The sequence below is a fragment of the Streptomyces javensis genome (assembly GCF_039525925.1).
Classification (GTDB): Bacteria; Actinomycetota; Actinomycetes; order Streptomycetales; family Streptomycetaceae; genus Streptomyces; species Streptomyces asiaticus.
Genome location: NZ_BAAAIF010000001.1, coordinates 488603 through 502888, shown reverse-complemented (window position 1 = coordinate 502888; position 14286 = coordinate 488603). Strand labels below are relative to the sequence as shown.

10 protein-coding genes and 1 pseudogene are annotated in these 14286 nt (G+C 70.3%); 5 read left to right on the top strand and 6 right to left on the bottom strand.

Annotation, left to right across the window (positions count from 1 at the left end; genetic code table 11):
* Positions 1 to 147 precede the first annotated feature (147 nt).
* From ABD329_RS02225 to ABD329_RS02200, 6 genes and pseudogenes are all read right to left on the bottom strand, one after another.
* Positions 148 to 1449, bottom strand: a complete 1302-nt coding sequence (locus tag ABD329_RS02225) for an ArsB/NhaD family transporter (RefSeq protein ID WP_344315842.1) — start codon at positions 1447 to 1449, stop codon at positions 148 to 150.
* Positions 1442 to 1912 carry a CBS domain-containing protein gene (locus ABD329_RS02220; RefSeq protein ID WP_344315841.1) on the bottom strand — a complete coding sequence of 157 codons (471 nt, stop codon included), beginning with the start codon at positions 1910 to 1912 and terminating at the stop codon, positions 1442 to 1444. Before ABD329_RS02220 ends, ABD329_RS02225 begins: the two co-directional genes overlap by 8 nt.
* A pseudogene (locus tag ABD329_RS02215) lies at positions 1899 to 2307 on the bottom strand (cation:proton antiporter); the annotation flags it as partial. The gene ABD329_RS02220 and the pseudogene ABD329_RS02215, both read right to left, overlap by 14 nt.
* Before the next feature lie 424 nt (positions 2308 to 2731).
* A complete protein-coding gene (locus ABD329_RS02210; protein WP_344315840.1) occupies positions 2732 to 4114 on the bottom strand; it encodes an MFS transporter in 1383 nt (460 codons plus the stop codon).
* On the bottom strand, positions 4114 to 5778 hold the full coding sequence (locus ABD329_RS02205; RefSeq protein ID WP_344315839.1) for a hydantoinase B/oxoprolinase family protein: 1665 nt from the start codon (positions 5776 to 5778) through the stop codon (positions 4114 to 4116). Before ABD329_RS02205 ends, ABD329_RS02210 begins: the two co-directional genes overlap by 1 nt.
* 2 nt (positions 5779 to 5780) lie before the next feature.
* Positions 5781 to 7838 carry a hydantoinase/oxoprolinase family protein gene (locus ABD329_RS02200; protein WP_344315838.1) on the bottom strand — a complete coding sequence of 686 codons (2058 nt, stop codon included), beginning with the start codon at positions 7836 to 7838 and terminating at the stop codon, positions 5781 to 5783.
* Between the two features lie 285 nt (positions 7839 to 8123).
* Here ABD329_RS02200 and ABD329_RS02195 point away from each other — a divergent pair, with 285 nt between their 5' ends.
* The 5 genes from ABD329_RS02195 (at position 8124) to ABD329_RS02175 (ending at position 14276) form a co-directional block, all read left to right on the top strand.
* A complete protein-coding gene (locus ABD329_RS02195) occupies positions 8124 to 9284 on the top strand; it encodes an NAD(P)/FAD-dependent oxidoreductase (protein ID WP_344315837.1) in 1161 nt (386 codons plus the stop codon).
* A 58-nt stretch (positions 9285 to 9342) separates the two neighbouring features.
* A complete protein-coding gene (locus ABD329_RS02190) occupies positions 9343 to 10431 on the top strand; it encodes a LacI family DNA-binding transcriptional regulator (RefSeq protein ID WP_344315835.1) in 1089 nt (362 codons plus the stop codon).
* A gap of 137 nt (positions 10432 to 10568) precedes the next feature.
* The gene (locus ABD329_RS02185; protein WP_344315834.1) at positions 10569 to 11357 is read left to right on the top strand and encodes a DeoR/GlpR family DNA-binding transcription regulator; all 789 of its coding nucleotides are present in this window, start codon (positions 10569 to 10571) and stop codon (positions 11355 to 11357) included.
* A 316-nt stretch (positions 11358 to 11673) separates the two neighbouring features.
* On the top strand, positions 11674 to 14082 hold the full coding sequence (locus tag ABD329_RS02180) for a glycoside hydrolase family 31 protein (protein WP_344315833.1): 2409 nt from the start codon (positions 11674 to 11676) through the stop codon (positions 14080 to 14082).
* Positions 14079 to 14276 (top strand): DUF1349 domain-containing protein, encoded by a 198-nt coding sequence (locus tag ABD329_RS02175; RefSeq protein WP_344315832.1) that lies wholly within the window; start codon positions 14079 to 14081, stop codon positions 14274 to 14276. The genes ABD329_RS02180 and ABD329_RS02175 overlap by 4 nt, the downstream gene beginning before the upstream one ends.
* The last annotated feature ends 10 nt before the right edge of the window (positions 14277 to 14286 follow it).

The window sequence follows — 14286 nt, the reverse complement described above, 5'->3', positions numbered from 1 at the left end:
AGGCAGGGCGGATGGGCACCTCCTCCTGGCGTACCGCCAGGCGCTGCGCGCCGCGGCCTCCTCGTCCCCGGCAGCAGTCTGAGCCCTTCGTCCCCGCTGCCCTCGGAGCCCTCGCCGCCGGCGGGGTCGGTCAATGGATGTCAGCGATCAGCTCAGCGCGAAGTACCGCAGCCACAGGTATCCGGCGGACAACACGACGGTCACGGCGGTGACGACCAGGCCGTACCGGGTGAACTGCCAGAAGGAGATGGGCTGGCGGTTGCGTTCGGCGATGCCCAGGACGACGACGTTGGCGGAGGCGCCGATGGCGGTGGCGTTGCCGCCGAGGTCGGCACCGAGAGCCAGGGCCCACCACAGCACGTGGACCCCGTCGCCGCCGCCGAAGCCGTGGGCCAGGTCGGCGGTGATGGGGGCCATGGTGGCGACGTACGGGATGTTGTCGACGATCCCCGAGAGGACCGCCGAGCCGAACAACAGCAGCATCACGGCGCCGAGTTCGCTGCCGCCGGTGGCGTCCGCCAGGGCGCGGGAGATCTCCCCGATGACCCCGGTCTCGATGAGCGATCCGACCATGATGAACAGTCCGGCGAAGAACGCCAGGGTCGGCCACTCCACCTCGCTCAGCGCCTCGCCGGTCTCCACCTTCGAGATGGCGATGAGCAGTCCGGCGCCGAGCATGGCCACGACGCTGGGCGCGTAGTGCAGCACCGGATGCGCGACGAACCCGAAGACGATCAAGGCGAGGACGGCCAGGCCCTGGTACAGCAGCCGGTGGTCCCGGATGGCCTCGCGCTCCTCCAGCGCCATCACCTCCGCCGCGCGGCCCTCGTCGTACACCAGCGCCTTGCGGAACATCATCCGGCACAGCAGCACCAGCACGGCGGTCAGGACCACGGCGATCGGGGCGAGGTGGACGAGGAAGTCGTTGAAGGTCAGCCCGCCCCGGCTGGCGATGATGATGTTCGGCGGGTCACCGACGAGCGTCGCGGTACCGCCGATGTTGGACGCCATCACCTCCGCGATCAGGAAGGGGGCGGCGGGCAGCGCGAGGCGTTCGCACACCAGCAGGGTGACCGGGGCGACCAGCAGGACGGTGGTGACGTTGTCCAGCAGCGCGGAGGCGGAGGCGGTGATGACTATCAGCATGGTCATCACGCGGAAGGGCTTGCCGCGGGCCCGTTTGACCGCCCAGATCGCCAGATACTCGAACAGGCCCGTCTGCCGCAGTACCCCGACGATCGCCATCATCCCCAGCAGCAGGAAGATGACGTTCCAGTCGATTCCGGAGCGCTCGTCGAAGAAGGCGGCCTTGTCGTCGGTCGCCCCGATCGTGAGCATGACCGCCGCCCCGGCCAGGGCGGCGGCCGTCCGGTGGACACGTTCGCTGATGATCGCCGCGTAGGCGACGACGAAGACGGCGATCGCGGCCCAGCTGTGCCAGTCACTCATGGGGCTCCGTATGTCCGAGGAGTCGATTGAGGAGCTGCGAGGCGGTGATCACCCCGAGCAGATTCAGACCCGCCTTGTCCCGCCTCGCCACCGCCACCAGCGGGCTGCGCGCCTGCGCCATCAAGGCGGCCACCTCCAGGGCGGTGTCGTCGGGGGCGGCGATCGGCGGCCGGGCCGCCTTGTCGGACAGCAGGTCACCGACCCGGCGTCCGCGCAGTGCCTCGCACAGCCGGTCGGCGTGTTTCTCGTCGACGACCGCAGCCAGCGCCGGGTCCTCGATCACATACGCCGGGACCAACGCCTTGATCACCTGGGAGGCGGGCAGGATCGCCTTCGGCTCCCCGTCGCGGTCCAGCACCAGCAGCCCGGGCAGTTGGTGCTCGGCCATGAGGCGGGCCGCCTCCAGCGCGTCATCATCGACGCGGACCGACTCGTATGCCATCGCCAGATCACGTGCACGCATCGTCGTCCTCCTCCACTCGGGACGCCGTCCGGGCCGACCCGGCGGTCTGTTTCTCCCTGCCCTCATCGTGACGGCCGTCGGCACCGCCATCGGGGATGCCGACGAGGTCCTCGACGTCGAAGAGGCGGGCGACGGGCACGTCCGTACTGCTGTGCGCGGCGATGGAGAACGCCATGCACACCGCGATCAAGGGGTACGCCCGCTCGCTCCGCTGGATGCCGGACTCCAGCACCAGCAGCCCATACACGACGGAGGCGAAGCCCTTCGGGCCGAACCAGGCCGCCGCCAGCTTCCCGCCACGCGAAGCGGGTACCGATCAGCGAGCTCAGCAACGACGCCGTGCGGACCACCACTATGGCCGGCACCACGACCGCGTAACCGCCCACCGTCAGATCCCAAAGGCACGGCAGGAGTCCGGCGAGACGACGCGCGCACCGCGCCCACCAGGAACGACATCGTCCAGCCCAGCCCCGTCGGAGAGTGGGTGAGCGGCGCCGTCCCCACGAACACCTGACCTCAGACAGCGCGCATGGGCCAACGGCGCGTCGCCCCGCTGCCCTTGGGGGAATTGTTGCACTGCGCAAAGATAATGTCGAGAATCAGCTTCGCCCCTGTTCGCCCCTGTTCTCGCATCGGCAAGGGATCCCGATGGGCGGGATCGACGACCGCGGTGTGGGCGGCCGCTGCTCCGCGCCCCGGCGGGCCTCGGCCACCTGCCGGGCCGGCGCGCTCACGTCGGGCGGCAGCGCCCGGTGACGACGCAGCCGACCCCCGGGGCCCGTCCGGCGCCGTTTCAGCGAACCCCGGCGGCGGAGTGGATCAGCGTGCCGGCCGGCCATGGTCGCTCTCACCGACAACCGCGGTACCGATGTTCCCGGAGGCCCAGTCCGGCTCCCGGTAGTCGACGGCCTCCGGCAGGGCGAAGACGGCCACCAGGGCGGAGACGGCGCACGCGGCCGTCATGTACCAGCCGAAGCTCACATCGCTGCCCGTCAGGTCGTGCAGCCAGACCGCGACCAGACCGGCCGTCGAGCCGATCAGCGAGGTGCCGACGTTGAAGTTGAGCGCGGCCGCGCTGGACCGCACTTCCGGTGGGAAGCTGAGCACGCAGGCGACGTTCAGCGGTGCCGCCACCAGGTTGTTGAGCACCGTGAACACCACGACCGCGAGGGTGGCCAGGACGATGGAGCTGCTGCCGATGGCCATGAAGGTGGGCACGGTCAGCGCCATGAACAGGCCGTAGCCCACCAGCAGCGGCAGCCGGGCGCCGTACCGGTCCGCCAGTACCCCGCCCCAGACGCTGGGCAGCGGTCCCACGGCGTAGGTGAGCATGGAGGCCAGCAGCGCCAGCGAGGTGGGGAATCCCGCGCTGATCAGGGCGGTCACCAAGTACGCCTGGATGGTGTACGAGCCGATGCGCTGTCCGGCCCCCAGCCCGATGGCCTTGAGCATGTCGCGCCAGTACAGGCGCACCGCGTCCCGCAGCGGTGTCTGCTTCGCCTCGACGGCGTCGACCTGCCGCTTCATCTGCTCGAACTCGGGGGTCTCGTCCAGCCGGTTGCGGATGTAGAAGCCGATGAAGGCCATGGGGATGGCCAGCAGGAAGGGTATCCGCCAGCCCCAGCTGTCGAACGTAGCCGTCGGCATGACGACGGTGAGCACGAAGGCGACGCCGGAGCCGAGCAGCGAGCCCACCGAACAGGTCGCGTTCATCAGTCCGGCCAGGTAGTTGCGGCGCCGGCTGCCGGGTTCGTGCTCGAGCAGGAACTGGGCCGCGGTGGTGTACTCCACACTGGCGCCCAGGCCCTGGAGTACCCGGGAGAGCAGCAGCAGGACGGGCGCGGCCGCCCCGATCGCCGCGTAGGTGGGCAGCAGACCGATCCCGGCGGTGCCGACGCTCATCAGGGAGAGGGTGAGGATCAGTACCCCGCGGCGGCCCCTGCGGTCGGCGAGCGGCCCGAGGAGCACCGCTCCGAGCGGGCGGATGAAGTAGGACAGCGATACCCCGACGTAGGTGGAGAACAGCGCCACCAGCCCGTCGCCGGACGGGAAGAACAGCTTGGCCAGCACCGCCGCCAGCGTTCCGTACAGCGTGAAGTCGTAGTACTCGACGACGTTGCCGATCATGGTGGACGCGTACACCCGGCGCCGGGTGCTCCTGGCGGGGGCGGCGGCGCGGGGGGCGGCGTCGGCGGTGTCCATCAGCGCTCCCCCGGACAGCCGAGGTGGCCTGGGTAGTGACGTTCCGCCGCAGGGCGGGAGATCTTGCCTTCGGCGAGGTCACGGGCGACGGCCTCGGGGGCGCGGTCCCGCGGAGGGCCGTAGCCGCCCGCCCCCGCCGTCTCGATGGTCACGCTCTCTCCCGGCCGCAGCACCGTGTATCCGTGGTCGACGGGCCGGGCGCCCTCGCTGAGCACGACCTTCGCCGTGGCGCCCTCGGTGCCCCCGCACAGCCCCCAGGGGTGGGAGGTCTGGCGGCTGGTGTCCACCCAGAAGTGCACCTCGTCGCTCTCCACCCGCACCGTCCGCCGGATGCCGAGGCCGCCGCGGAACTCCCCCGCGCCGCCGGAGTCGTCGATCAGCTCGTACGCCTCGATGACCAGCGGGTACTCGGTCTCCAGGCTCTCCACCGGAAGGTTGGAGGTGTTCGTCATGTGGACCTGCACCCCGTCCAGTCCGTCCTTGGTGGCTCGGGCGCCGGAGCCGCCGCCGATGGTCTCCAGATAGACGAACTCCTTGCCGGTGAGCGGGTTGAGTCCGGAGAAGTGCACCCCGGTGTTGGCGCCGTTGCTCGCCGCGGTGACCCGGTCCGGTACGGCGGGGGCCAGTGCGCCGTGGATCAGGTCGACGATGCGCTGGCAGGTCTCGCTGCGCCCGTTGACCGCCGCCGGATAGCGGCAGTTGACGATCGAGCCGGTGGGCGCGTCGATGTGGATGGCGCGGTACATCCCGGCGTTGGGCACGATGTCGGCGTCGATGAGGCTTTTGACCGAGTAGTAGACGGTGGCGTACAGCGCCGTCCACACCACATTGACGCTGGCCCGCACCTGCGGTGGGTTTCCGGCGAAGTCGAAGAACATCTCCTCCCCGGCGACGCGCACGGCCACCCGCAGTTCGCGCTCCACGTCCAGCTCCGGGCAGTCGAACAGGTCGGTGAAGTGGTAGGAGCCGTCGGGGATGGCGCCGATCGCGGCCCGGGTGCGCCGCTCGGTGTAGTCGAGCAGCGCGTCCGCGGCCCGCACCACGACGTCCCGGCCGTAGCGCTCGCACAGCTCCCGGTAGCGCAGCACCGCGAGCCGGTTGGCGGACTCCTGGGCCCGCAGGTCGGCCCGGCGCTCGTCCGGCACCTGGCAGTTGAGCAGGATCAGCGAGAGCAGCTCTTCCTGCTGCACCCCGGCCCGCACCAGCCGCACCGGTGGGATGCGCAGCCCCTCCTGGAAGATGTGGGCGTGACCGCGGTCGCCGAAGTCGGCGTGATGGGCCAGGGTGGCCGCCCAGGCGGTCAGCTCACCGGCCACGAAGACCGGGGTGGCCAGCACGATGTCCGGCAGGTGCGAGCCGCCGCCGTTGTACGGGTCGTTGCCGATGAAGACATCGCCGTCCCTGATCTCCTCGACCGGGAACCGTTCCAGGATGGAGCCGACGATCCCCATCAGCGAGCCCAGGTGCAGCGGTGAACCGCCCTCGTCCTGGGCGATCCCGTTGCCCGCGGTGTCGAACAACCCGGCGGTGCAGTCCCGGCGTTCCTTGATGTTGGTGGAGAACGCGGCCCGCACCAGGGTGCCGCTCATCTCCTCCACGACGGTGGCGAGTGCCGAGCCGATCACCTCGACCAGGACACCGTCGAGTTCCCGTTGTGCCGCCACGGTCAGCTCCCTTGCGTTCGAATGATCAGGTTGCGCAGGTCGTCCACCTCGCAGGTGTCGCCGGGCAGCAGCAGAGTGGTGCTGTCCATCTGCTCGATGACCGCCGGTCCGGTGACCCGGTGTCCCACCTCGAGCCGGCCCCGGTCGTACACGGGGCAGTCCGCCGGTGCGCCGGTCTCCTTCAGATACACCTGGCGGCGGGCCGTCACCGCATCGGCGGGGGTGCCGCCGCCGGGCGCGGACCGCACGATCCCGGCGCGGGAGACCGCGCCCACCGCCTGCGCCCGGAAGGTCACCGCCTCGATGGACTCCTCGGCCAGCCGGTAGCCGTACACGCGGTCGTGGGCGTCCTGGAAGTCCGCCCGCAACCGGCGGACGGTGTCCTCGGTGACCGGGCCGTCCGGGAGGGGCACGCCGAGTTCGTAGTTCTGGCCCCGGTAGCGCATGTCCACGCCGCGGGTGATGCTCCGGCGGGCCGGGTCGATGTCCTCGCTGTCGAACCACGCGGTCGCGCTCGCGGTCAGTTCGTCGACTACCTCGGACAGTTGGTCGATGGTGTCCCGGTGCACCGCCACCCGCCGGGTGCGCAGGAAGTCGCTGCGCACGTCGGTCATCAGCAGCCCCAGTGCCGACTGCGCGCCCGGGGTCTCCGGGACCACCACGGTGGTGCAGCCCAGTTCGGCGGCGAGCCGGGCCGCGTGCAGCGGACCGGCGCCGCCGAAGGGCACGAGCGCGTAGTCGCGCGGGTCGTAGCCGCGGTGCACCGAGATGACCCGGATGGCCCGCGCCATGTTGGCGGTGACGACGTCGATGATGCCCTGCGCGGTGTCCGGCACGGACAGACCGAGCCGCTCCGCCAGGCGCGCCACCGCGCGGTGGGAGGCGGCATGGTCGATCTTCAGCTGGCCGTTGAGCAGGTATTCGGGGTTGAGCACCCGCAAAACCACGTTGGCGTCGGTGACGGTGGCCTCGTCGCCGTGGCCGTAGCAGGCCGGTCCGGGGAACGCGCCGGCGCTGGCCGGCCCCACCCGCAGGTGTCCGCCGCTGTCGATCCAGGCGATGGAGCCGCCGCCCGCGCCCACGGTGTGGATGTCCAGCATGGGCGAGCGCACCGGACGCCCGTCGATCTCCAGGCCGGCGGTGACCTTGGGCTCACCGTGCTGCACCAGCGAGACATCGGAGGAGGTACCGCCCATGTCGAAGGTGATGATGTCCCCGAACCCGGCGGCCGAGCAGATCGCCGCGGCGCCCACCACTCCGGTGCTCGGGCCGGACAGCACCAGTCGCACCGGCAGCCGTTCGGCGGTGACGAACGGGATCACGCCACCGTTGGACTGGGTCACATGCGGTTCACAGCGGAGTCCGGACGCGGCCAGCGTGGAGCGCAGCCGGGCCAGGTAGTCGGCGACCACGGGCCCGACATAGGCGTTGGTGACCACCGTGGACAGCCGCTCGAACTCGCGGAACTCCGGCAGCACCTCGCTGGACAGCGAGACATGGGCCTCGGGCATCTCATCACGGACGATCTCGCCGATCGCCCGTTCGTGGTCCGGACGGACGTAGGCGTACAGCAGACAGACCGCGACGGAGGCCACCTCCTGGGCCTTCAGGGCGCGCACCGCCTCCCGTACCTCGTCCGGGTCCAGTGGTACCTCCACCCGGCCGTCGTGCCGGACCCGCTCGGTCACCTCCATCCGCAGGTCGCGGGGGACGAACGGGGTGGGCTTGTCCGCCTGGGCGTCGTACATGTCCGGACGGCGGCCGCGGCCGAGTTCGAGCAGGTCCCGGAAGCCCCGGGTGGTGATCAGGCCGGTGCGCACACCGCGCCCGGTGAGCAGTGCGTTGGTGCCGACCGTGGTGCCGTGGGCGAAGTAGCCGACCTCGGCCATCTCCCGGCCGCCGATCTGGTCGAGGAGTTCGCCGAGTCCGCGCACGATGGCCCGGCCGGGGTCGTCTGGCGTGGAAGAGACCTTGCGTACGTGGATCCGGCCGGTCGCCTCGTCGTACGCGCACACGTCCGTGAAGGTGCCGCCGGTGTCCACACCGATTCTCAGGCTCATGGATGCCTTGCCTCGTGGGTATCGACTTTCCCGTTCCGGGAACGTTCCCGGAAAGTGGGCGTCACTCTAGGCAGCCGCGCCAGGGCGGTCAAGGCTCTGGGCAAGCCGTGTTCGCCGTGTAAACACGCCGGATACGCGGCGCACACCGCGCGGACGATTGACCGCCTTCGACGGCGACGCGTATGGTCAGCGCCAGAGATTCCGGGAACGTTCCCGGAACGGGCGTGGGCTCGAAACCCCGGAACGACACACTCCGGCGGTTCGGTTCCGGACAAGGGAAGAGGCATGACTTCAGGAGCACAGCGGATTCGTGCGGTCGTCCTCGGCGGCGGCGTTCTGGGCGTCTCCACGGCACATCAGCTGGCCCGGCGCGGTGCGGCCGTCACACTGGTGTCGGACACCGCCCTGGCCGGCGGCGCGTCCGGGCGCTCGCTCGCCTGGCTGAACTCCGCCGCCGTCCGCTCCCCCGAGTACCACCGGCTGCGGATGCTGGGGATGGACCGCTATCGCACCCTGGCCTCCCGTGCACCCGGCCTGGGATGGCTGCGCTTCGACGGCGGGCTGGCCTGGGGGACGGCCGGGCAGGAAGCGGAGTTCCGCGCGCGGTTCGCCCACCAGCAAGCCATCGGCTACCAGACGGAGTGGCTCTCCCCGGCCGAGATCGCGGCCGTGACGCCCGGTGTCGACGCGACCGCGGTGCCGGACTGCGGAGCGATCTTCAACCCGGGTGAGGGCTGGGTGGACCTGCCGTCCCTGATCGGGCTGCTGGCGGAGGAGTTCACCGGGCTGGGCGGCGAGCTGGTGACCGACGCGGGCCCCGCCTCCGTGCACACCACGGGGGACCGGGTGACCGGTGTGCGCACCGCGTCCGGGCGGCGCTTCCACTGCGACGCGGTGGTCCTGGCCACCGGGGCGGACACACCCGCCGTGCTGCGCACGCTCGGAGTGTCCCTCGCGGACCGCACCCCCATCTCGCTGCTGGTGCGCACCCGGCGGGTCGGCGTTCCGCTGCGCGCCGTGCTGAACACCTCGCGGGTGTCGATCCGGCCGACCCCGGACGGTGCGCTGGTGTTGGACTCGGGCTGGTCGGAGAAGGAGGTGGTGCGCCATGAGGACGGCACCTTCGACATCCGCCGGTCCACCGTGGACGGCCTGCTGGCGGAGGCGTCGGCGGTGCTGGCCGGCACGCCCCGGCTTCCGCTGGAGTCGTACGCGGCCGGGCCCAAGCCGATCCCCGCGGACGGTGAACCCGTGCTGGGGCCGCTGGAGGAGATCGCCGGCTGCCATGTGGCGTTCACCCACAGCGGTGCCACCCTCGGCCTGATCGCCGGTGAGCTGCTCGCCGACGAGGTCCTGACCGGCCGCTCCCATCCGCTGCTCACCGCCTTCCGCCCGGGGCGGTTCCACCCGCGGGAGGACCGGACGCCCGGCACCGACGGTGGTTGAATGTGGCGTTGAGGCGAGCCAACGGCGTGCTGTGACACAGAGAGGGGTACGTGCTGTCGTGACGCGACCCGCGCACCAGTCCGTGACCATCGTCGATGTGGCGGAGGCCGCGGGGGTGTCGAAGTCCACGGCCGGACGCGCGCTCGCCGGGGCCGCCGAGGTCAGCGCGCGGACGCGGGACAACGTCGTCCGGGTGGCGGCGGAACTGGGCTACCGGCCCAACCAGGTGGCCCGCAGCATGATCACCGGCACTACCGAGACGGTCGGTGTGGTGATCCCGGAGATGAGCAACCGCTTCTTCTCGGCCGCGCTACAGAGCATCGCCCGCACCATCCGGAAGCATGACTACGAGCTGCTGGTCAGCAGCACCGAGGGCGAGCCGGCACTGGAGCGCCGGTCGGTGGAGGTGCTGTCCACCAAGCGGGTGGACGGCCTGATCGTGGCACCCGTCGGCGGAGCCGATGCCGATCACCTCCGGCGCCTCACCGAGATCGGCACCGCGCTGGTTCTGCTGGACCGCCCGGCCCCGAAGGCCACCAGCGCGAGCCTCGTGTCGGTCAACAACATCGAGGCGTCACGGCTCGCGGTGGACCATCTGATCGGTCTGGGACACCGTCACATCGGGATCATCAGCGAGGCGCGCCCGGACAGCGCGCCGGCCGGGGCGACGGAGCTCGAGCCCACCGTCCACTGGCCCAGCACTCTGCGACTGGCCGGGTATATGCGGGCGATGACCGACGCGGGCCTGACGGTGCGACCCGGACACATCGCGCACAGCGCGTACTCCAGCGCCGCCTCCTACGCCGCGGCCACCAGGCTGCTGCGGGCCACTCCCCCGGTCACCGCGATCTACTGCACCGACAACGTGCTGTCGGCCGGCGCGTTCGCGGCGCTCCAGGACAGCGGACGGGACTGTCCCGGCGAGGTGTCGCTGATCGGCTTCGACGACCACGAGTGGGCCCCGCTGGTCCGGCCCCGGCTGACGGTGGTGGCCCAGCCCACCGAGGTCATCGGGATCACCGCGGCCGAGGAACTGCTGGCCGCCATCGCCGACCCCATGCGCGAACCGGCCACCCATCTGCTGCCCGCTCGCCTCATCACCCGGGACTCCACCGCGCCCCCTGGCCGCGCCGCGGCCGGCGGCTGACCGCCGGGGACGGGGCGCGGCGCTCACCGCGGCCGGCGGGGACCCCCGAAGACCACGTCCGTCGGACGAAGGGGCAAAGGATCGATCGGTGACCGGTGATTTCACGGGCCCGCACACCACGGAACGGGGGATGACGCATGGGGGCGCCGCAGGTCAGGTGGAGCGCGTTGCTGGAGATGCTGACGCGCGACGGACGGCTCGAGGTCGAGGCCGCCGCCGAGGTACTGCGGGTCTCCGCCGCCACGATCCGGCGTGATCTGGACGAGCTGGCGCGCCAGCAGATGGTCACCCGCACCCATGGCGGCGCCGTGATCAACGCGATCGCCTACGACCTGCCGCTCCGCTACAAAGCCGCGCGCAACGCTCCGGCGAAGGAGCGGATCGCCGACGCGGCGGCGGGCCTGGTGAAGGCCGGCGCCGTGGTGGGCCTGAACGGCGGCACCACGACCACAGCCGTCGCCCGCGCGCTGGCCACCCGACCGGAGCTGGGCACGGAGGACGCGGCGCCCACTCTGACGGTGGTCACGAACGCGCTGAACATCGCCAGTGAACTGGTCGTACGCCGCCATGTGAAGCTCGTCGTCACCGGGGGTGTGGCCCGCCCCGCCTCGTACGAGCTCACCGGGCCGCTCGCCACCGAGGTGCTCGCGCAGATCACCCTCGACCATGTCTTCATCGGCGTCGACGCGATCGACGTCAGGCACGGCGCGACGGCCCACGACGAGGGCGAGGCCGGTATCAACCGGGCGCTGGCCTTGCGCGCCGAGCAGGTGGTCGTCGTCGCGGACTCTTCCAAGCTGGGCCGGCGGGCCTTCGCCCGGATCTGCCCAGTGGAGGACGTCCATGTGTTGGTGACCGACAAGGCGGCGGGCCCCGAGCTGACCGAGCCGTTCGCCACTGCGGGCGTGGAGATCGTCCGGGCCTGAGCGTCGGCGAACGACGACCGGCACGATCAGGCGGGTACCACCTCCCTGCACAGTGATGTTTATTCTTGATCGATGAGCTAGCGAATCGAGCATTTTCGTCCTTGATCCAGCCCGGCATCACCACGAAGGTGCTGGTCCGCCCGGACATTCCAGGGCAGAGGCCGGGCGTGCGGGGCCTACGGACATGGCACGTGGGCCAAGAAATCATGGAAAGCGAGTGTTGACATCTGACGTAAACGGCCAGAGCATCAACACAAATAAGCATGATCTTGCAGTGCTGCTCAACGATGCCGGCCCGCCCCGCAGGAGGACGTGAGTGCGCACCCATCCGCGCAGACCGCGCAAACCCGGTAGATTCGGCACGCTCCTGGCCGCCGTGCTGGCCCTGACACTCGCACCGTCCGTGACCGACCCCCTCGCCACAGCGGCCCGGGCGGACACCGCCGCCCAGCCGAAGGTGACACACCGCGCCGATGCCCTCACCATGTCCGTACCGGCCACCGAGAAGGCCCCCGGCTACACCGTCGACATCGCCACCGACGAACTCGCCGTCACTACCGAGCGCGCCGGGGAGGTCGTGCTCAGCACCGCGGACGGCGGCACGGGGGGCCTGCGATTTCGCTCCGGCGGCCAGTGGCAGCACGCCACCGAGGTCACCGACTGGAGGTGGAAGGACGGCGTCCTCACCCTCACCGCCGACACCACGCTCGACGGCGCCACCGTCAGGGCGCGGCTGACTCCCACGTCCGACCGCTACCAACTGGAATGGGACGTCGAGGGCGGCAGCCCCGACCAACTCGGCCTCGTCTACGACCTGTCATCAGCCGGCCATTGGTACGGCCATGGCGAGGCGGAGACTCCGCAGGGCGGCCCTGGTGTCGATCAGCCCTGGCCGCTCGACACGGGAGAGGTCGTGCACAAGACCTTCGGCCCGGCCTCGTACAACATGATCGACCCGTTCTGGTACACGTCCAGATCGACAGGGCTCCGGGTCGACACGGGAAATGTCATGGACGTGACACTCAACGGAGACGGGGACGGTCTGGGCCGCTTCACCGTCGAGTCGTCCGACACCTACAAGGCCACCGTGTTCGTCGAGTCGACCCCGCTGGAGGTCTACCGCGACTACGTCGGGCTCGTCGGCAGGCCGGTCAAGAGCGATGCGACCTACGAGCAGTACGCCGAGCCGCTGTGGAACTCCTGGGCCCAGTTCTACACGAAGGTCGACCAGGAGAAGCTGCTCGACTACGCCACCGACCTCCATGACAACGGTCTTGACGGGCACACCATCCAGCTCGACGACAAGTGGGAGTCGAACTACGGCAATCTGACCTGGGACCCCAAGACCTTCCCCGATCCCAAGGGGATGTCCAGGAAGATCCACGACATGGGGTTCGACTTCGGCCTCTGGGTGACCCTGTGGATCAATCTGGACTCGGACAACTACCAGTACGCCGTCGACAACGGCTATCTCCTCATGGACGCCGAGGACACCAGCAAGCCCTGCCAAGTGACCTGGTGGAACGGCCAGGCCGGAATCATCGACCTGGCGAACCCCGATGCCAGGGACTGGTACGTGGGCAATGTCAGGAAGCTCATGGGCGACTACGACATCGACGGGCTGAAATTCGACACCCGCTTCTTCGACGAGAAGTGCGCGCCGCGCGAAGGCCACCAGGCCACCGACTACCAGAAGCTCGGCACGCAACTCGCCGACGAGTTCGACCTCCAGGGCGCGGGCATTCGTGTGCACTGGAACCAGACGGCCCACAAGGCCGGCTTCGTCACCCGCCAGGTCGACAAGGGCACCGGCTGGGAGTCCCTGCGCGCCTCCGCCACCCAGAACCTGGCGATCTCCACCATCGGCTACCCGTTCGTCGAGTCCGACATGATCGGTGGCTCCGGCGGCCAGCCCGCACCGTCGAAAGACGTGCTGGTGCGATGGGCGCAGTCCGCCTCGCTGATGCCGCTGATGTACTCCTCGACGTCCCCCGTGGACACCTATGACACCACCACCGGGCAGAAGGTGGACTACGACCAGGAGACGGTCGACCTCTACCGGCGGGCGATCGCGACGCACAGGAAGCTCGCCCCGTACATCTGGGACCAGGTCCGGTCCACCCTGAAGACCGGCGACCCGATCATGCGTCCCCTGTTCTTCGACTTCCCGAAAGATGAGGAGAGTTACACCGTCACCGACGAGTGGATGCTCGGCCCGGCCGTGCTGGCCGCGCCCAAGCTGAGCACGGGCGCCACCCGGACCGTCCACCTGCCGCCCGGCACCTGGTACGACGCCAACCAGGGCACGGTGATCCGCGGCCCCAAGACCCTCAAGGGATACGCGGCACCGCTCGGCGTCACCCCGGCATTCGTCAACCTCAAAGCCAAGGGCGCCGCCAAGGCCATCAAGGCGCTCAAGCGCGACGGCGTCCCGGCCGCTTCGGTCCTGATCAGTCCGGACACCCCGGCCACCGGTTCCGGCACACCCTTCGAAGTGACCACCGAGTCGACCAACTGGTCCACCCGCACCATCAGGAACGCCACGGCGGCCCTGGACCTCCCCGAGGGCTGGACCGCCACAGCGGCCGGCCCCACCACCGCGAAGTCCCTCAAGGCCGGAGGAACGTTCACCACCACCTGGACGGTGACCCCGGCCGCCGACGCGACATGGGGCGGTCACGATCTGACGGCGACGGTGACGTACGACCGTACCCAGCGCATATGAAACTGACCCGGGACGGCACCACGTACACCGCGTATGCCAGTAAGGACGGCGAGACCTGGTCGCGGGTCGGCACCGCCGAGGTACCGTCGGCCGCCGGCCCCGGTGACGCCGGGATGGTCGCCAGCGCGGCCAACGTCAACTACCCGGGCGAGGGCATCGAGGCCGTCTTCAGCGAATTCTCCGTCACCTCCTGACGCCACCGGG

What these genes read in the sequence shown, in the direction of transcription:
- ABD329_RS02225 (WP_344315842.1), bottom strand. Translation starts at nt 1,449, where the DNA reads ATGAGTGACTGGCACAGCTGGGCCGCGATCGCCGTCTTCGTCGTCGCC.
- ABD329_RS02220 (WP_344315841.1), bottom strand. Translation starts at nt 1,912, where the DNA reads ATGCGTGCACGTGATCTGGCGATGGCATACGAGTCGGTCCGCGTCGAT.
- ABD329_RS02210 (WP_344315840.1), bottom strand. Translation starts at nt 4,114, where the DNA reads ATGGACACCGCCGACGCCGCCCCCCGCGCCGCCGCCCCCGCCAGGAGC.
- ABD329_RS02200 (WP_344315838.1), bottom strand. Translation starts at nt 7,838, where the DNA reads ATGAGCCTGAGAATCGGTGTGGACACCGGCGGCACCTTCACGGACGTG.
- ABD329_RS02195 (WP_344315837.1), top strand. Translation starts at nt 8,124, where the DNA reads ATGACTTCAGGAGCACAGCGGATTCGTGCGGTCGTCCTCGGCGGCGGC.
- ABD329_RS02185 (WP_344315834.1), top strand. Translation starts at nt 10,569, where the DNA reads ATGGGGGCGCCGCAGGTCAGGTGGAGCGCGTTGCTGGAGATGCTGACG.
- ABD329_RS02175 (WP_344315832.1), top strand. Translation starts at nt 14,079, where the DNA reads ATGAAACTGACCCGGGACGGCACCACGTACACCGCGTATGCCAGTAAG.